General features: G+C 32.5%; 10 protein-coding genes and 1 tRNA gene. 2 read left to right on the top strand and 9 right to left on the bottom strand.

What is annotated here, in order from left to right; translation table 11 throughout:
• Positions 1-115: 115 nt before the first annotated feature.
• Positions 116-772: a ribulose-phosphate 3-epimerase gene (gene rpe, locus V3V28_RS13185; protein WP_331365478.1), complete on the top strand. Its 657-nt coding sequence runs from the start codon at positions 116-118 to the stop codon at positions 770-772.
• On the top strand, positions 773-2,131 hold the full coding sequence (locus V3V28_RS13180; protein ID WP_331365477.1) for an exonuclease domain-containing protein: 1,359 nt from the start codon (positions 773-775) through the stop codon (positions 2,129-2,131). It begins immediately after the preceding gene.
• A 34-nt stretch (positions 2,132-2,165) separates the two neighbouring features.
• On the opposite strand, the gene V3V28_RS13175 is transcribed toward V3V28_RS13180, so the two are convergent.
• The 9 genes from V3V28_RS13175 to V3V28_RS13135 all read right to left on the bottom strand — a co-directional run bounded on the left by V3V28_RS13175 (position 2,166) and on the right by V3V28_RS13135 (position 16,073).
• Positions 2,166-2,585, bottom strand: coding sequence for a CBS domain-containing protein (locus V3V28_RS13175; protein WP_331365476.1), 420 nt, complete (start codon positions 2,583-2,585; stop codon positions 2,166-2,168).
• Positions 2,586-2,941: 356 nt separating this feature from the next.
• Complete coding sequence (locus tag V3V28_RS13170) at positions 2,942-11,869, bottom strand: galactose-binding domain-containing protein (RefSeq protein WP_331365475.1); 8,928 nt, start codon at positions 11,867-11,869, stop codon at positions 2,942-2,944.
• 11 nt (positions 11,870-11,880) lie between these two features.
• The gene (locus tag V3V28_RS13165) at positions 11,881-12,711 is read right to left on the bottom strand and encodes a hypothetical protein (protein ID WP_331365474.1); all 831 of its coding nucleotides are present in this window, start codon (positions 12,709-12,711) and stop codon (positions 11,881-11,883) included.
• A gap of 199 nt (positions 12,712-12,910) precedes the next feature.
• Positions 12,911-12,984: transfer RNA gene (locus tag V3V28_RS13160), tRNA-Arg, on the bottom strand.
• Between the two features lie 5 nt (positions 12,985-12,989).
• Positions 12,990-13,439 (bottom strand): GatB/YqeY domain-containing protein, encoded by a 450-nt coding sequence (locus V3V28_RS13155; RefSeq protein ID WP_331365473.1) that lies wholly within the window; start codon positions 13,437-13,439, stop codon positions 12,990-12,992.
• Positions 13,440-13,457: 18 nt separating this feature from the next.
• Positions 13,458-13,907 carry a retropepsin-like aspartic protease gene (locus V3V28_RS13150; RefSeq protein WP_331365472.1) on the bottom strand — a complete coding sequence of 150 codons (450 nt, stop codon included), beginning with the start codon at positions 13,905-13,907 and terminating at the stop codon, positions 13,458-13,460.
• Between the two features lie 52 nt (positions 13,908-13,959).
• The gene (locus V3V28_RS13145) at positions 13,960-14,187 is read right to left on the bottom strand and encodes a hypothetical protein (RefSeq protein ID WP_331365471.1); all 228 of its coding nucleotides are present in this window, start codon (positions 14,185-14,187) and stop codon (positions 13,960-13,962) included.
• A gap of 121 nt (positions 14,188-14,308) precedes the next feature.
• Positions 14,309-14,563, bottom strand: a complete 255-nt coding sequence (locus V3V28_RS13140; protein WP_331365470.1) for a hypothetical protein — start codon at positions 14,561-14,563, stop codon at positions 14,309-14,311.
• Between the two features lie 169 nt (positions 14,564-14,732).
• Complete coding sequence (locus V3V28_RS13135) at positions 14,733-16,073, bottom strand: hypothetical protein (protein WP_331365469.1); 1,341 nt, start codon at positions 16,071-16,073, stop codon at positions 14,733-14,735.
• Positions 16,074-16,328: the final 255 nt, after the last annotated feature.

Here is a 16,328-nt window from a genome sequence, read left to right as displayed (position 1 = left end):
CAAACCGTTCAATCAGGGCTAAACCAATTAATAAAATTTATTACTTCTTCATTCTTCTTCACATTAACGAATTAATTACCTTTGCAAAACAAAATAACAACACAACAATAAACAAATGAGTAATTTAATTGCACCTTCAATTTTAGCAGCAGATTTTGCTAACCTACAAAGAGACATAGAAATGGTAAACAATAGTGAAGCAGATTGGTTTCATATTGATATTATGGATGGTGTTTTTGTTCCTAACATTTCTTTTGGAATGCCTGTTTTAAAAGCAATAGCTAAACATGCTACTAAAACAATTGATGTACATTTAATGATTGTAAATCCAGATCAGTACATTCAAACATTTGCAGATTTAGGTGCAAATATTTTAACGGTACATTATGAAGCTTGTACACATTTACACAGAACAATACAAGCTATAAAAGCAACAGGTATGAAAGCTGGTGTTGCTTTAAACCCACACACACCAATTTCTGTTTTAGAAGATGTAATTGCCGATTTAGATTTAGTATGTATTATGAGTGTAAATCCTGGTTTTGGTGGACAATCATTTATTGAGAATACCTACAAAAAAGTAAGTCAATTAAAACATTTAATAGAGTTTACAGCATCTAATTGTCAAATAGAAATTGATGGTGGTGTTACTAATTTAAATGCAAATAAATTAATAGAAGCTGGTGCAAATGTATTGGTTGCTGGTAGTTATGTTTTTGGTTCAGAAGACCCAACCGAAACTATTGCAGACTTAAAAAATATTATTGAATAATTGTTATATACAGTTGTCGACATAGAAACTACAGGAAATGGATATAAAGGTTCTAAAATAACCGAGATATCCATTTTTGTTTTTAATGGAAAAAAAGTAATAGATGAATACACAACACTTATAAATCCAGAGCAAAACATTCCCGCTTTTATTACCAATCTTACAGGCATTACAAATGCAATGGTAAGAAATGCACCCAAGTTTTATGAAATTGCAAAAAAAGTACAAGAAATAACCGAAGACACTATTTTTGTAGCACATAATGTAAATTTCGATTATAATATAATTCAAGAAGAGTTTAAAAATTTAGGCTTCAATTTTAAGCGAAAAAAGCTCTGTACAGTTCGTTTATCAAGAAAGATAATTCCTGGTTTAAGTTCATACAGTTTAGGAAACATTTGTACTGCTGAAAACATTCCTATAAACGGAAGACATAGAGCAAAAGGAGATGCAGAAGCAACTACAGAACTATTTAGAAGAATTATAGAAAGAGATGATAACTTTACCATTAATTCTTTTTTAAACCCTAAATCTAGACAAGCCACTTTACCTCCACTTTTAGATAAAAAAGTAGTAGATAATTTACCCGAAACATTTGGTGTTTATTACTTTAAAAATTTAGCCAAAGAAGTAATCTATGTTGGTAAAGCTAACAATATAAAGCAACGTGTTATCAGTCATTTTTATGACAAAAAGAAAAAAGAACAAACCATGTGCATGGAGACTGCTGATATTTCTTTTACAAAAACAGGTAGCGAATTATTAGCACTGTTGCATGAATCTGCAGAAATAAAACATATTTACCCTAAATTTAACAGAGCACAAAGAAGAGCTTCTGAAGCAATTGGTTTGTTTTCTTATGAAGACCAAAAAGGAATTATTCATTTGGCTTACAATCGGTTAAAATTAGCTCCAAACCCAATAATGAAATACTATTCTGTGTCAGAATGTAGAAATCATTTAGAACTCTTATGTAAAGAATTTGAATTATGCCCAAAATACTGCCATTTACAAACCAATGTTTCTAGTTGTTTTCATTATCAATTAAAAGAATGTAAAGGCATTTGCTGCGATAAAGAAGCTGTAGAAAATTATAATAAGCGAGTTTTAGAAGCTATAAAATCCGTAGGTATTGGAGCAGGAAATTTAGTCATTAAAGAAACTGGAAGAACAGAAAACGAAGTTGGTTTTGCATTAATTTTAGATGGAATTTACCAAGGCTTTGGTTATTTAGATACTTTACAATCTAAACAATTAGAAAACCCAGAAGATTATCAGTTTTTTGTAGAACCTAAAAAAGACAATAGAGATATACAAAGAATAATAGCGGCTTATTTAAAGAAAAAAGAGATCTTCTAAAAGACCTCTTTTAATTACTAACTACTAGAAAACATTAAAACTGTTCTACTAAATAATTAATTAAATCTGTTGTAGTAACAATACCAACCAACTCATTATTCTCTACAACAGGCAAAGCATGAAATTCTTTTTTCCCTAATAATTCTGCTACCTCTTTTATAGTTGCATATTGAGATATTTTTATCAGATTTTTTGCCATTACTTGCTCAACTGTAAACATATTGTAAACTATTGTTTCAACATCTGTATCAGTATCGTCAACAGCATCAACAAAACTAATTCTTAACAGATCTGTATAACTTAACATTCCAATAATTTCCTTTCCGTTTACAACAGGAATATGTCTAATGTTGTTTGTTTTAAATAGTTTTTCAGCTATTAATAAATCGTCTGAATGATTTAAAGTAATTACATCTTTAGACATAATTGTAGTTACAAGTGTTCTTTTTTTCATCACTTTATGTTTTTAATTTCTATATCAAATTTCATGAAATAGATTGATAAAAAAGATGATGTTTATCATAGGTGATGTTTTTAATAAAAAAAAGGTTTAGGAAATAAAGAAAGGTAACATGGTTGTAATTTTCGGGGGGGGGGGGAAAACACCAATTAATTAGACGGTAAAATGTTTAGAAAAACCATTCTAAAGCCATGCCCTTTTCTTGTCTTTTAAAATGATAGGTTTTTTTGTTTAAATTAAAAAAAACTATCATTCTTTTTATTTGTAGAAGACTACTTTATATAATTATCTGATTAGATAAAAACTCTTTACTTTTAATCTATTCTTTAGAATGTTTTCTAAACTAATAGTTATTCAATAATTACTTTTTTACTAATCTTTCCTTTATCGGTTTGTAAATTTACAATGTATACATGATTCGATAAATTGGTTGTTTTTAATCTATTCTCTTGAATGTTTTCTAAATCTTTCCATTGATTTACTTTTTGACCAAGAATATTAAATAACACTACTTTATTAATTTCTAAATTTCCATGATTTTGAATAACAAGCTCTTTAGATGATGCGTCCATATAAATAGACACTTCATTATTTAAAGCTTCATTAATTGTATCATCATCAGATAAAACACTGCCTTGTTTAAAGACCATTAAGAAACGCTCTGCGTGTGTTCCTTTCGTTAATTGAAGTGCAACAGTAGCATCATTTAATAGATAGGTTTGGTCTGTAAAACTATCTTTTATAAACACTTCTCTATTTATGTTTTTAATTTCATCTATTTGAAACGATACACTACCATCATAATCCATAATAATAGTAAATGGAATTTCTAAATCATCAGAAATTTCTTGTACTCCTGCAATTACATAATTTAAATCATCTGCAGAGAGTTTCCAATATACATCTGTTAATCCTAAATCATAAATCTCACTATCATATCCTTTATCATATGCAAATGAATTGTTTGGGTTAAATGAAATCCCTAATTGTCTATGAATACTGTTATCTTCTTCGTTTATAAAATCCATACCTAATTTAATAATAGGTAAAGCATTTGATGAACTTTGAGTTTGATTACTAGCACTTTTCTGTGAAGTATTTCCTCTAAAGAAAACAGCGCCTTCATTTTCTTTTTTGAATTCTCTTTGACTATTGTTAAATACAATAGGTCCTCCATCAGAATCTCCTTCAATAAAGAATCCTTGTCCTATAGCAATGTAATCTCCAGGAACGGTAGATGCACTAGAACCACCCCCAGTTGGAGAACAACTAATATTGCCATCTGCATCTGCTAATTGTAAATGATTTATGTAAACAATATTTGTATCTTTTGAAACAATTTTTACATTAGAACCTCTCTCTACGCACAAAGTAATATCTAAACTAGTATAAGTTGCTGAATATGGAAGCGGAAATACTCCTTTTTCCTCACCATCTATTTCAAGGGTTATTTCCTTTTCAGGAGCTACTGATTTATAATTGATTGTTAAAACATCTACTCCTTTAACTATTCTTTTAAATTCTACAAAATCTGTTTGGCTATCCAATACAACTACATCTTCACCATCGTTAGCAATAATATCACCTGCTATAGTAGCTTCTTCTGCTTCTAGGGTAATATCAAAAGCATCTACATTAGATGTGTCATTTGCACTTAAACCCATAGCTATATTTCTAGTTGCATAACCTCCAATATAACCTGTATAGTTATGACCAGAAGAAGCTCCTGTATCATCCACTTCTCCTACATGCTCCCAAAAATATAACGTAGCTGTAGTAGAATTCATATTATCTTCTATAAATTTCTTTACACTCATTGATGATGAAAAAGGGTTTCCTACTAAATAAGATTCATCGCCTCCAATAGATGGACTAGAAATTAATTCTCCATCTTTTGGCGTACCCATAAACGTATAGTTTTGTAATCTACCAGGTCCTTTAAAAATAAACCCATCTGTTTGTTTAATCGGTAATCCTCTATATTTGTGTAACCAATTAGAACGATTGTCTGAAGAAGGGCTATACGTATAAACCCAGTGTTCTGCTAAAGTAATAGGATCTGTGGTATCTCCATCATAATCACCAACAAAAAGAATGTCTTTGGCAATATTAGTAGCACCTGCAAGATTACCAATAGGTTTTATAGCATCAAGTGGAATAGTACCATCTTTGAAAACAGTTTCTAAACTATAAGTATTTAAACCAATTGTGTTTACTGGTGAACTCATATAATTATACCTATATATACTAGGCACCGTAGAGTTTTGATCTACTAATAATTTTCCTACACCAGAAACTTGAGTAGCTCCTGTATGAGTTTGTACTAATTGAGAGGTACCAACTAAACGAACTTCATCACCTGCTGCTGTTATGGCGATATCATTAGTAACTACCAATAAACTATTTGTTATTGCTAATTTACTGTTATTGTTTACAGATAACTTTCTTGCACTTAATCTTGCACTTGAAAAATCATGATCATAATCTCCATCTACTTGTACATGTCTTGATCTATCTGGATATCCATTGTCCCAAGCTCCACCTGTAGTTATCGTCTTATTAATTCTATGCAATCCTAAATGTGTATTGGCATCTACATTAGAGCCTGTAATTTCTGAAATTAACGGATCATGTGGATGTCTTTCTGGACCACTGCCTAAAACTAAAACTCCGCCGCCATCATATAAAACGTCTTTATAAGGATCTAATGCATCGTCTACAAATACAACCCATTCACTGGCTGTATAGGTAGTATTAGCTTGTAATGTTTCATCTATTCTTACATAAGATGTTTTGTCTGTTACCCCTGTAACAACATCATACCTAGAACCATAAGAATCAGAATTTGTTTTTGATGATAACGTAATAATATCATCACCACCAGCAAGATCTGTTAAATTGTTATTCTCTACAACCTTTGCTGAACTATCTAAATTGGTAATTGCATTTGCTGAATTTTTAAATAAGACAGACTTACCTGGAGCTAAAGTTTCTGCAACCGTTAAATTTATATATGGCGTTTCACCAGACTGATCACCAACCTTATCTTTATATAACTGAATATTAATTAAATTTGGATTAACACTAGCAGAAGTACTAATATTTGTAACTTCTATCCATTTCTCTGTTCCAAATTGATATACTTGTGTAATCATTGGTATACCATTGGCACCTGTATCTCTATAATCTAAATCTCCAATAGAACTAAAATCATTATCTACATCTCCTAAATTACCTGGTGCTGGTGTGGTATGATCATCATTTACGGTAGCACCTGCAATACCAGAATCGTCATTATCATCAAAGTTATCATCTAAACCATCTCCATCTGTATCTACTCCAGAAGTTACGTTATTTACATTTCCGTTTTCTGCAATATCATCTATAAAATCATTATCGGAATCTAAATCTGTATAATCTGGGTTGTCTGTACCATCTGTGTTTTCTGGATTTATACCTACAAAACCGCCTGTTTCATAATTATCATCTAAACCGTTATTATTTGCATCTGTAATACCTGTACCTACGCCACTTGGTGCTACATAGGTTTTAGAAGGTTGCCCTTCTATATTATCTGGAATACCATCGTTATCTGCATCTATATCTAAATAATCTGGAATGGTGTCGAAATCTGAATTTGTTGGTGTGTTACCAGTACCTGCACTACTTGGTATACCATTAGTAGATACCGTTGTACCAACAACACCATCTGCTCTACCATCTCTGTCTGCATCTGTACCACCAGACTCTATTACATCTGGTATACCATCGTTGTCTGAATCTATGTCTAAATTATTTGGTATACCATCTCCATCTGTGTCTGAACAAGCAGTAGAAGTCTGTACCACAACTTCTGCTAAACCTAAGAACCTAGTACCTACTAATCTAATTCTAATTTTTCTTCCTGAAGTGCTAATACCATTTATAGTGTTTATAGCAGCAGCAGCAGCAGCATTAGTATGAGTATAAACTACAAGATCGCTTGCGTCTAAAACCTCAAGGACAAAGTTATCTAAACGATCAATACAACAATCTGTTCTATTATAAATTACAACATTATCGATAATATTATCTACTCCCATATCTAATATCCAAAAAGGATTAGCTTCAGAGATAGTGTGAGCTACTGAACCATTAGTAAAAACACCATTTGTATTTCCATCTCTTGCTAAATTTGCCGTACAAGAACTTCCAGGGCAATTTCCATTATTTAAGCTAGAACTTTGTGTAGCAGTACCCCCAGTAAAAGTTGAAATAACTGTATTACATTCTACCGTATCTAAAATACCATCATTGTCATCATCTAAATCTACAGAATCTGGAATACCATCATTATCTGTGTCTATTTCACCAAATATATCTCTGTAATCTACATTACCACCAAAAGGGAAATCATTATCTTCATCTCCTAAATTTACTGGAGCTGGTGGGTTATGATTGTCGTTTACAGTAAAGCCTGTAATACCAGAATCATCATTATCATCAAAAATATCATTTAAACCATCTCCATCTGCATCTGCATTTACATCTACTATTGTATTATTAACTGCATCTCCATTTTCTGTAATATCTGTAATTCCATCATTATCTGAATCTGTGTCTATATAATCTGGATTATCTGTATTATCTGTGTTTGTTGGGTTTAAACCAACAAGTGCACCTGTTTCGTAATTATCATCTACACCATTGTTATTTACATCTGTCATTGCAGTTGCAATACCACTTGGTGCCACCCAACCTGCTGTTGTTTGCCCTTCTATATTGTCTGGAATACCATCATTATCTGCATCTATGTCTAAATAATTCGGAATACTATCTCCATCTGAATTTGTTGGTGTATTACCTGTACCACCAGTTGTAGAACTTGGTACACCTAATGCGCCTCCAGAAGTACCTACAACACCATCTGCTCTACCATCTCTGTCTGCATCTGTACCACCAGATTCTATAACATCTGGTATACCATCATTATCTGAATCTAAATCTAAATGATTAGGAATCCCATCTCCATCTGTATCTGAAATTATACAAATATTAATAGTTACAAAACCGTCTACACCATTGGCACCTGAAGCGCCGCCGCCGCCGTTTGCTCCTGCGGTAATTGTTCCTGAAACATAGTTTGGGTCTATTGTATTTAAAAAAGAACCACCACCACCAGCACTACCACCAGCTCCTGCAGCACCACCACCAGAATAACCAGCACCACCACCAGAATAATTACTACCACCACCACCACCAGCAGTAAAACCACCACCACCACCAGAGGCGTTGGTTCCAGGTGTACCACCAGTAATAAATGTAAGCCCGTTTGATGCTACTAAATCTGCAGCGCCACCACCGATTCCGTTAACTCCATTAGCTCCTGCAGAATTTATACCTCCTCCAGAAGCAGCATCACTTGTTCCTGCTGTTCCTGCAGTTGCTCCAGCACCGTTAATACCTCCAATACCAAAAGTATTTGCATTTCCATTCCCATTATCTCCTGCTGTTCCTGAATTTGCTCCAAAACCAATAGCGCCGCCACCTGAATTATCACCACCACCACCACCACCAGCAACAGCTATTAAGATATTATTAATAAAAACCCCTGTACTTCCAGCTCCTCCAGCTGATGTAGTACCAGCATCACTACCTTCACCTACTACAAATCTAATAACATCTCCATTAAACACGTTAAATACTGCATTTGTAATGGTAGCTCCTTCACCACCAGCTGTACTATTACCCCCACCACCATCTCCACCATTTAGTGAAATTGTGATTTGACCATCTTCTGTAACAGTATAAGACCCAAGGCCTCCAACAACAGTTGGTGTAACATTAGTAAGATTACATATACCTTCTACAGTATCTAAAATACCATCATTATCATCATCTAAATCATTTACATCTAAAACACCATCGTTATCTGTATCTAAACCTGGTATATCTCTATAATCTACATCTCCACCTGTACCAATATCTCCATCAGCATCTGGGAAGTTATCTGTTTGTGTAGCGTCAAAGCTACCATTTACATCTACATAATTATCTCCGTTGTCTAAAGTGTTTACCAAACCATTAGTACCAACTGCACCTGTAACTGTTCCACCAGAATTTGCAGGCGGAGTTGCAGAAGATTCAAGAATATCAAAAGTTCCATCGTTATCTGAATCTAAATCTTTGTAATCTGCATTGTCTGTACCATCTGTATTTTGTGGTGTAAGCCCTAAAGAACCTGTACCATCACTATTTCCATTAGGAGTAGTATCATAAGCATCATCTAAACCATCATTATCTGAATCTACGCCAGAAGGAGCTACATAACCAGTAGTACTTTGTGCTTCTATATTGTCTGGAATACCATCATTATCTGCATCTAAATCTAAACAGTTTGGTATACCATCTCCGTCTAAATCATCTATAACAGTACTATACTCAATATTAAAATTATTTAAACTGAATGAAATTGATTGTCCTCTAAAAGAATTATCTACAAAATAATCTGAACCATTTGCAGCTACTCCACTTGTATATACTAATGCGCCATTTACCAAATAAGTAATTTGAGCACCTACTTTTCTAATTGTTAGTATGTTATTATTTGCTCCAGAACTAACAGTTGCTCTTAAAACATTGTTTTCACGAATTTGAAGTGATTCTCCACTACCTCTAACAAAAAAGGCATAATCAATATCACTTTGGTTTATGGCTGAATTTGTACCAGCTTCATTAATACCAATGTAAACACCTCTTTGATTTTCATTTGTATAGGTTCCATTTAAGGTGAAATCTAATTCGAAATCATTGGTTACTCCATAGGTTGAAAAAATAGGAGAATGTGTACTATTTACATAATCATCTGAACCACTAGCAAATGTAATATTATTACTACTATAACTAAAACCAGAACCACTTACCGTTGTAAAAGATAAATTATTTGTAAAGGTCCCTGTTGCAGGTGTACAGCCTTCTTCTGTATCTAAAATACCATCATTGTCATCATCTATATCTACAGAGTCTGGTATACCATCGTTATCCGTATCTATAATTGCAGCATTGTCTCTATAATCTACATCTCCACCTAATGCAAAATCATTATCTGTATCCCCTAAATTAACATCATTTGGTGGATTAATTCCATCGTTTACGGTTGCTCCTTGTATGGCAGAATCATTATTATCATCAAAATTATTATCTAATCCATCGCCATCAGTATCAAGACCAGATAAAGCGTTGTCTGTATCTCCATTTTCTACAATATCTAAAATACCATCGTTATCTGAATCTGCATCTAAATAATCTGGGTTGTCTGTACCATCTGTATTGGTTGGTACGAAACCTATAATACCAGAAAACTCAAAACTATCATCAACTCCATTATTATTGGCGTCTATAATAGTATTACTTTGTCCACTTGGCGGGATATAACCACTGGTAGGTTGCCCTTCGATATTATCTGGGATACCATCGTTATCTGAATCTATGTCTAAATAGTTTGGCAAACTATCTCCATCTGATGAAGTAGGGGTTGCACCAGCACCTGCAGAACTTGGCACACCTGTTGCCCCAGAAGCTCCATCTGCTAAACCATCTCTATTAATATCTTGTCCACCAGATTCTATAACATCTGTTAAACCATCGTTATCTGAATCTAAATCTAAATGATTTGGTACGCCATCTCCATCTGTATCATATACATCTGGGATACCATCTCCATTAGAATCTGTATATATTGTTGTACCACCTGGGCCACCATTTCCGTTATCGTCATTATCTAAATAATTTAATGTACCATCACCATCTTCATCTCCATAAGGATCATTCCCACTACTTTCAATTGTATCTAAAATACCATCATTATCATTATCTAAATCACAAGTATCAGAAATACCATCATTATCTCTATCTGGGTTTCCTGTAGCTACTGCATCACAGGCATCTCCAGCACATAATAAGCTTAAAACTGTGCCAATATTAGCATCTACAACAATTTTACCATCTGCACCACCTTTAGCCCCATTACCTGCTGTAATTATTCCTTTTGCAACAGATTTAGTTGTAATAGCCACTGTACTAATAATAAAACCACCACCACCAGGACCACCATATTCTATATATGTAGGTGCAATTCCATTGTTTTGTATAGTTGCTGTACCACCTCTAGCAAATGCTCTTACTGCTGAATTAATAGTATTTGCTTTTATAGCAATATACCCAGCACCACCAGCACCACCAGTAACTCTTTCCGTATTTCCAAACCAAGTAAAAGTACCCGTATTAGGGCCTGCATCACCATCGCTTAAAATGTTTCTATTTGCTCCGCCTGTAGTTATATTATCAGCTAAAACGATAACAATTCCTCCACCATTACCAGTAGCTGGAGCCCATTCAGCTTCAGAACCACCAGTAGCTCCCATAAAAAAACGTAAATTATTGGCAGTATCAAAAATATTAACAACAGGAGTTGCAGCAAAACCACTAACAGCTGTACCATTACCACCACCAGTACCACCACCTCCGTAGCCGCCACCACCACCACCAGAACTTAATGTCGCTGATGTTGAGTTTGCGCCATCACCACCAACACCTGCACCACCATCTGGTGATCCTTGAGTACTGTCGCAACCACCATGACCACCTCTACCTGTACCTCCAGAATTGGCTACAAAGTTCGGATAGTTATTTCCATAATAAGCTGGATTTGTACCCCAATTTTCTTCGGGTGTATCTAAAAAAGCTTGAGCTTGACCACATGCTGTAGAAGTCTCGTTTCCATTACTATTACGTCCAAAAAAACCAGTACCAGTTGCGCTAATATTTGCGTTTAATGTTATGTTGTTTTCACATGCATCTATAAAAACGACTCCACCTGTACTTCCATCCCAAGGTTGTGCTGATACTGTAGCTGCAACTGTTACATCTGCTACATATCTTGCTATTTTTACTAATTGAACTTTTTCTGTAGCAGGACTAAATGTTTTTACAACAGGTTTATCAATTGTAATACCAGAACCAAAAACACCTGTAATTTTAGCAATATGAAAATTACCAGCACCATTGTCTGTTCCTCCTGTATTACCACCACCACTAATACCTGTCATTTGAATAATCATAATAGGGTCATCTACAGCTAAACCTGCAGCGTCACCTAATGATATGTTCACACCATTTATAGTAGAAACCGTTTTATAAGTATTTACTACTCCCGAAATTGATTGTGCACTAGTGTTAAAGGACACAAAAAATGCAAAAATTGAAACGAATAATATGTTCTTGTAAGTAACTTTTTTCATTTTTAAATAATTTAATGAATGATATTGATTGAAGAAGTCGTTATATTTTTAGAGGTTACTCTATATAACTCTTCTTTATTTTTATTAAAAACGTAACCACTAAGGTTTATTTTATGTACGATTTCTACTTTATTTTTAAGATTGTATGTTTTGCCTTTTTTACCATCGCAATTATAAATGACAGGTATTTTAATATATATTTCTGCATTTGCTGGCAAAGAAAAAGTAGCTCTACCCGCATTGATATAATTGAAAAAAGAATCTGTAGCTGTTTTAGATAACAAAACCACTTCTCTATTATTATATGGATAATTGATTAATGGATTAGGTAGTAATTCTAATTCTGCATTAATTCTATAATTGTTTTTATTTTTAACTTTAATAAAAAGATCGTCTTTAAATTTTTTACAGATAGTAATTTCTTTACTTAATTTTGTTTCTACTGATATAAAATCATTCATATCATTTACCATATAGACTAAAACAGGAAGTTTACGCATATATCGTTCCCATCTTTTATGTGCTTCGTGTTTCTTATCTCTACTGGTTTCAATGGCTTTTTGCTCCATTGGATAATCTTCTCTATTCTCTAAAACATGTTGCCTTAAATCTGCAATACCATTTAAAAAAGGTTTTATTGTTTTAAAAGAAACTATTTTATCAGAAGTAGATTTATCTAATTTTAGAGTTTGAACATCGTAGATACTCCTCTGATTTTGAGAATGAATAGAATTATTTACTAAAAAAATAGTAAAAAAAAGTATGGAGAAAAATATGAATTTATATAACTTGAAACGACGTATTCCCCCAAATACCTTCGTTTCTTTTATACATTTATGCATAATTAAGAAACATTTTAAGCTACAAAAGCAGCTATAATTAAACTTATACTTATTATTTGACACAATTTACAATAATAAGTCACACTTACTTTTATAAAAAACACTATTAATAAATATCAAAGGGGAAATTATTTGCAAAAGTAACATTTTATTATTAAAAAAACTATAAACTCCTTAATTTGATTATTCTTCTTATTAGCGACTCCGATAGGATTCGAACCTATAACCGTCAGAGCCGAAATCTGATATTCTATCCAGTTGAACTACGGAGCCATATTTTACATTAAATTCTTCTTCACTAAACTAGAGATTAGTTTACCATCTGCTTGTCCTGATAATTCTTTAGATACCATGCCCATTACTTTTCCCATATCTTTCATTCCAGATGCATTTAATTTAAGAATAGTTGCAACAACTATTTCTTCCACTTTTTCTTCTGACAATGCTTCTGGTAAAAACTGTTCTAAAACAGCTATTTCTGCCAGTTCTGGGTCAGCTAAATCTTGTCTATTTTGTTTCACAAAAATAGCAGCGCTATCTTTACGCTGTTTTACTTGCTTCTGAATAATTTTAGTTTCTTGCTCCTCTGTTAACTCTGCCTGAACACCCGTTTCCGTTTTCGCTAATAAAAACGCAGATTTAACTGCTCTTAAAGCTTGTAAAGCAACTGTATCTTTTGCTTTCATTGCTTCTTTCATTTTATCCATTACTTGTTTTTGCAAACTCATATTTATATTTTTAATTAATTATTTCTTTGCTTTTTTTAGGTACAAAACATTTTTATTATAATCTATAAATGCTTTTCCTTTCTGTAAAATATCAGCTCCAATAATACCATGAACCTCTTTTGCATTGTGTTGTGTTAAAGCCGTGTTTACATGAGATAAATCAAATAAGACTAAATGACATTTTTTTGTTGACCAACCTCCTATTTTAAGTGAGTTACTCTTTGACTGTTTTGTCTCCATATCTGTTGCACCAGCACCAGCAGCTTTGGTTTCGCTTTCTTCAGCATCTAGATTAAAGTACTCTATTAAATCTAAACCTACACAAGAATTTGAAGCACCAGTATCTAAAATAAAACTACCTTTAATACCGTTTATTTTTGCTTTTAATTCTAAATGATTGGTGGCAATTTTCTTTAATTTTATTTTGATATACTTTTTTTTCTTTAAAATTTTTTCTAAACGCTTCATAAAGTTATTCTTTCTGAAATTCAAAAATACAATTTATAACATTCAGAAAATACTAACGCTCTAAAATTTCTTTCAGCTTTTCTTTATAAATAGTAAACTCTCTAATATTATGATGCGTTCCTCCATCAATTTCAATATGCTTATTTTTGGTTGATGAATTTAGTTCTAACAACTTTCTAGAACCTTTAAAAGAAGTAGTACTATCATCATTACCATGAAAAACAGTAATTGGTGCAGTTACTTTAGTAATATCTTTATCAGTTCTAAATTGATACTTCAATAAAAAAGTGGGGCAATTCTTGAATAACACTGTAATGCTTTTTTCAAGTTATAAAAAGGAGCTTCTAATACTAATTCTTTAGGTTTATTTTGAGATGCAATTCTCGTAGCAAAAGTTCCACCTAATGAAAATCCAAAACTTCATAATTATATTCTAAAAGGTAAGAAACTCGATTTCCCCATCTTGTTAAATTTCCTTTGTTTCCGTGGCAGAATAAAATAACTCCTTTTGGGTTTGGTAATTTAAAATGAAGTGCATTAATTTTGTTATTACCATTGGTTTTTATAAAAACTTCTTCAAATTTATTTGAAAAATTGTATTGATAATTTTTATCTAATTTTTTCCAATTGATAAAAATAAATTTATCTTGAACCAAATAAATAACGAGGCTAAATATTACAACAATACTTATAAAAATAAGAAGACAAAAAAACAGATTCATTACTCTAGGTTATTTTACAAAACTACTAATTTTTGGAAAATAAAAAACCGATTCATTTCTGAATCGGTTTTTTTATCCTTTTTCGATAAAACACAGATTAAGCCTATAGACCTATAGCATCACAAACAGCTTTAGATATTTTAAAATTATGATCTACAAAATTTTCGCTATCAAAAGTCCATTTATGTAAAAGAGACTCCCCTTTATAAACTGTTTTAAAAATGTATTCTTTATTTAGTTCGAAACCATTTAAAGCCATTTTACCATTTCTAATAGTACCTTCATAACTAAATTGTCCATTTTCTCTTAATACATATAAAGGGAAACCATCTGGTATAAAAGTTTTACCATTACAGTTTCCTGCAAAATCTACATTTATGGTTTTTAGGCTCTCAATATTTGGTACTAAATCTCTAGAGAAATTAATAGCTAACTCACAATTGGCAACGGTAGCTATATCAGAAATATTATCTCTTTTTTGAACTCCATTCAACTTAACAAATAGTTGACGTCTAATATTTTGACCCGCTGATGGAATACGATAATCGTTGTAATCTAAACCAGAATTGATGAGTGTTGAAATTTTTTCAAATCCTTCAATGTAAGTTTTACCATAATTTGAACCTTGATAGCCTTGAAAAATTTTACCTTCCCCAATAGTCCACCACGTAATTTTACCATTTATAATCCAAACAGAAAAAACATTTTGTGCACTAAAAATAAAATTTTCCATTGGACGGTGAGTTCCTAATGCCTTTAATTCTACTTCTAAAAAACCCGAAAAAGTTTCTGGTAAATTTGTAGCCGTTAAATTATAAGTTGGTGTACTTGAACAAGCTCTATCTTCAAATTTTTTTACTGTTGCAAAATTTGATAAATGAGTAGTTTCAAAATTGATATTGAAGGTTTCACCTGTATCACCAGCAACTATTGTCCCTAATCCGTGATACGCCCAAACTGTACTATCATCTTCGTTCGTGTAAATAGGAAACTCATCTCCTAATTTTACAAGGTCTCCTGTACTTGGGCTCGTTGCAGTTGATTGAATTTCTATTGCAACACTTATAGCGTTATTAAATGCTTTGACAGAAGTACCGCCAACATTCATATTAATACTCGTAGTTCCTGCATAAAATTCTATTATTTTATCAGTAACTTCTGCTCCATTTATATCTTTAAAAGTTAAATTACCTGTATACCTTAGAGATTCACCAGCAGCATCTGTATTGGTAACTTCTACATTTACATCAGTACCTGTTAGAATAGTACCTACAGCATCTTTAAATTGAGTACCTGTTTTTATAGTAACGGCACTTTTGTTTAAAGAAGTAGTTTTATCTGTTTGTACAGTTGTTGCTACAGTTGTAGTATTATTTGTTAAACCAACAGTTTGGGTTGCAGTATTAGTCCCTTTGTATATTTTACTTTCGTTTACTAAAGACAATCTTACGTGAGAAGTAGTGTCTTTTAAAGTTATAGGAAACGTTTCTGTTCTGTAGTTTCCACCACTTATTGTAACATCAAAATTAAGTTCTTTTACACCTGTACTTTTGTTAGGGTTTACGTTTAATTGACTAAACCACTATGGACTAAAGTCCATAGGTTTTTAAATCTGACTAAAGTCAGGTGTACGAAAACAAACGTGCTTACTCAAGGATAAAATTATCATTATCATTACTCGATTTACGATGATGTTCTA

The organism is Polaribacter sp. (assembly GCF_036480315.1).
Classification (GTDB): domain Bacteria; phylum Bacteroidota; class Bacteroidia; order Flavobacteriales; family Flavobacteriaceae; genus Polaribacter.
The sequence above is the reverse complement of the archived record's forward strand: the minus strand, read 5'-3'. Positions and strand labels throughout refer to the sequence as shown.

Coding starts and splice junctions, on each gene's coding strand:
- rpe (WP_331365478.1), top strand. CDS start 116: ATGAGTAATTTAATTGCACCTTCAATTTTAGCAGCAGATTTTGCTAAC.
- V3V28_RS13175 (WP_331365476.1), bottom strand. CDS start 2,585: ATGAAAAAAAGAACACTTGTAACTACAATTATGTCTAAAGATGTAATT.
- V3V28_RS13170 (WP_331365475.1), bottom strand. CDS start 11,869: ATGAAAAAAGTTACTTACAAGAACATATTATTCGTTTCAATTTTTGCA.
- V3V28_RS13165 (WP_331365474.1), bottom strand. CDS start 12,711: ATGCATAAATGTATAAAAGAAACGAAGGTATTTGGGGGAATACGTCGT.
- V3V28_RS13155 (WP_331365473.1), bottom strand. CDS start 13,439: ATGAGTTTGCAAAAACAAGTAATGGATAAAATGAAAGAAGCAATGAAA.
- V3V28_RS13150 (WP_331365472.1), bottom strand. CDS start 13,907: ATGAAGCGTTTAGAAAAAATTTTAAAGAAAAAAAAGTATATCAAAATA.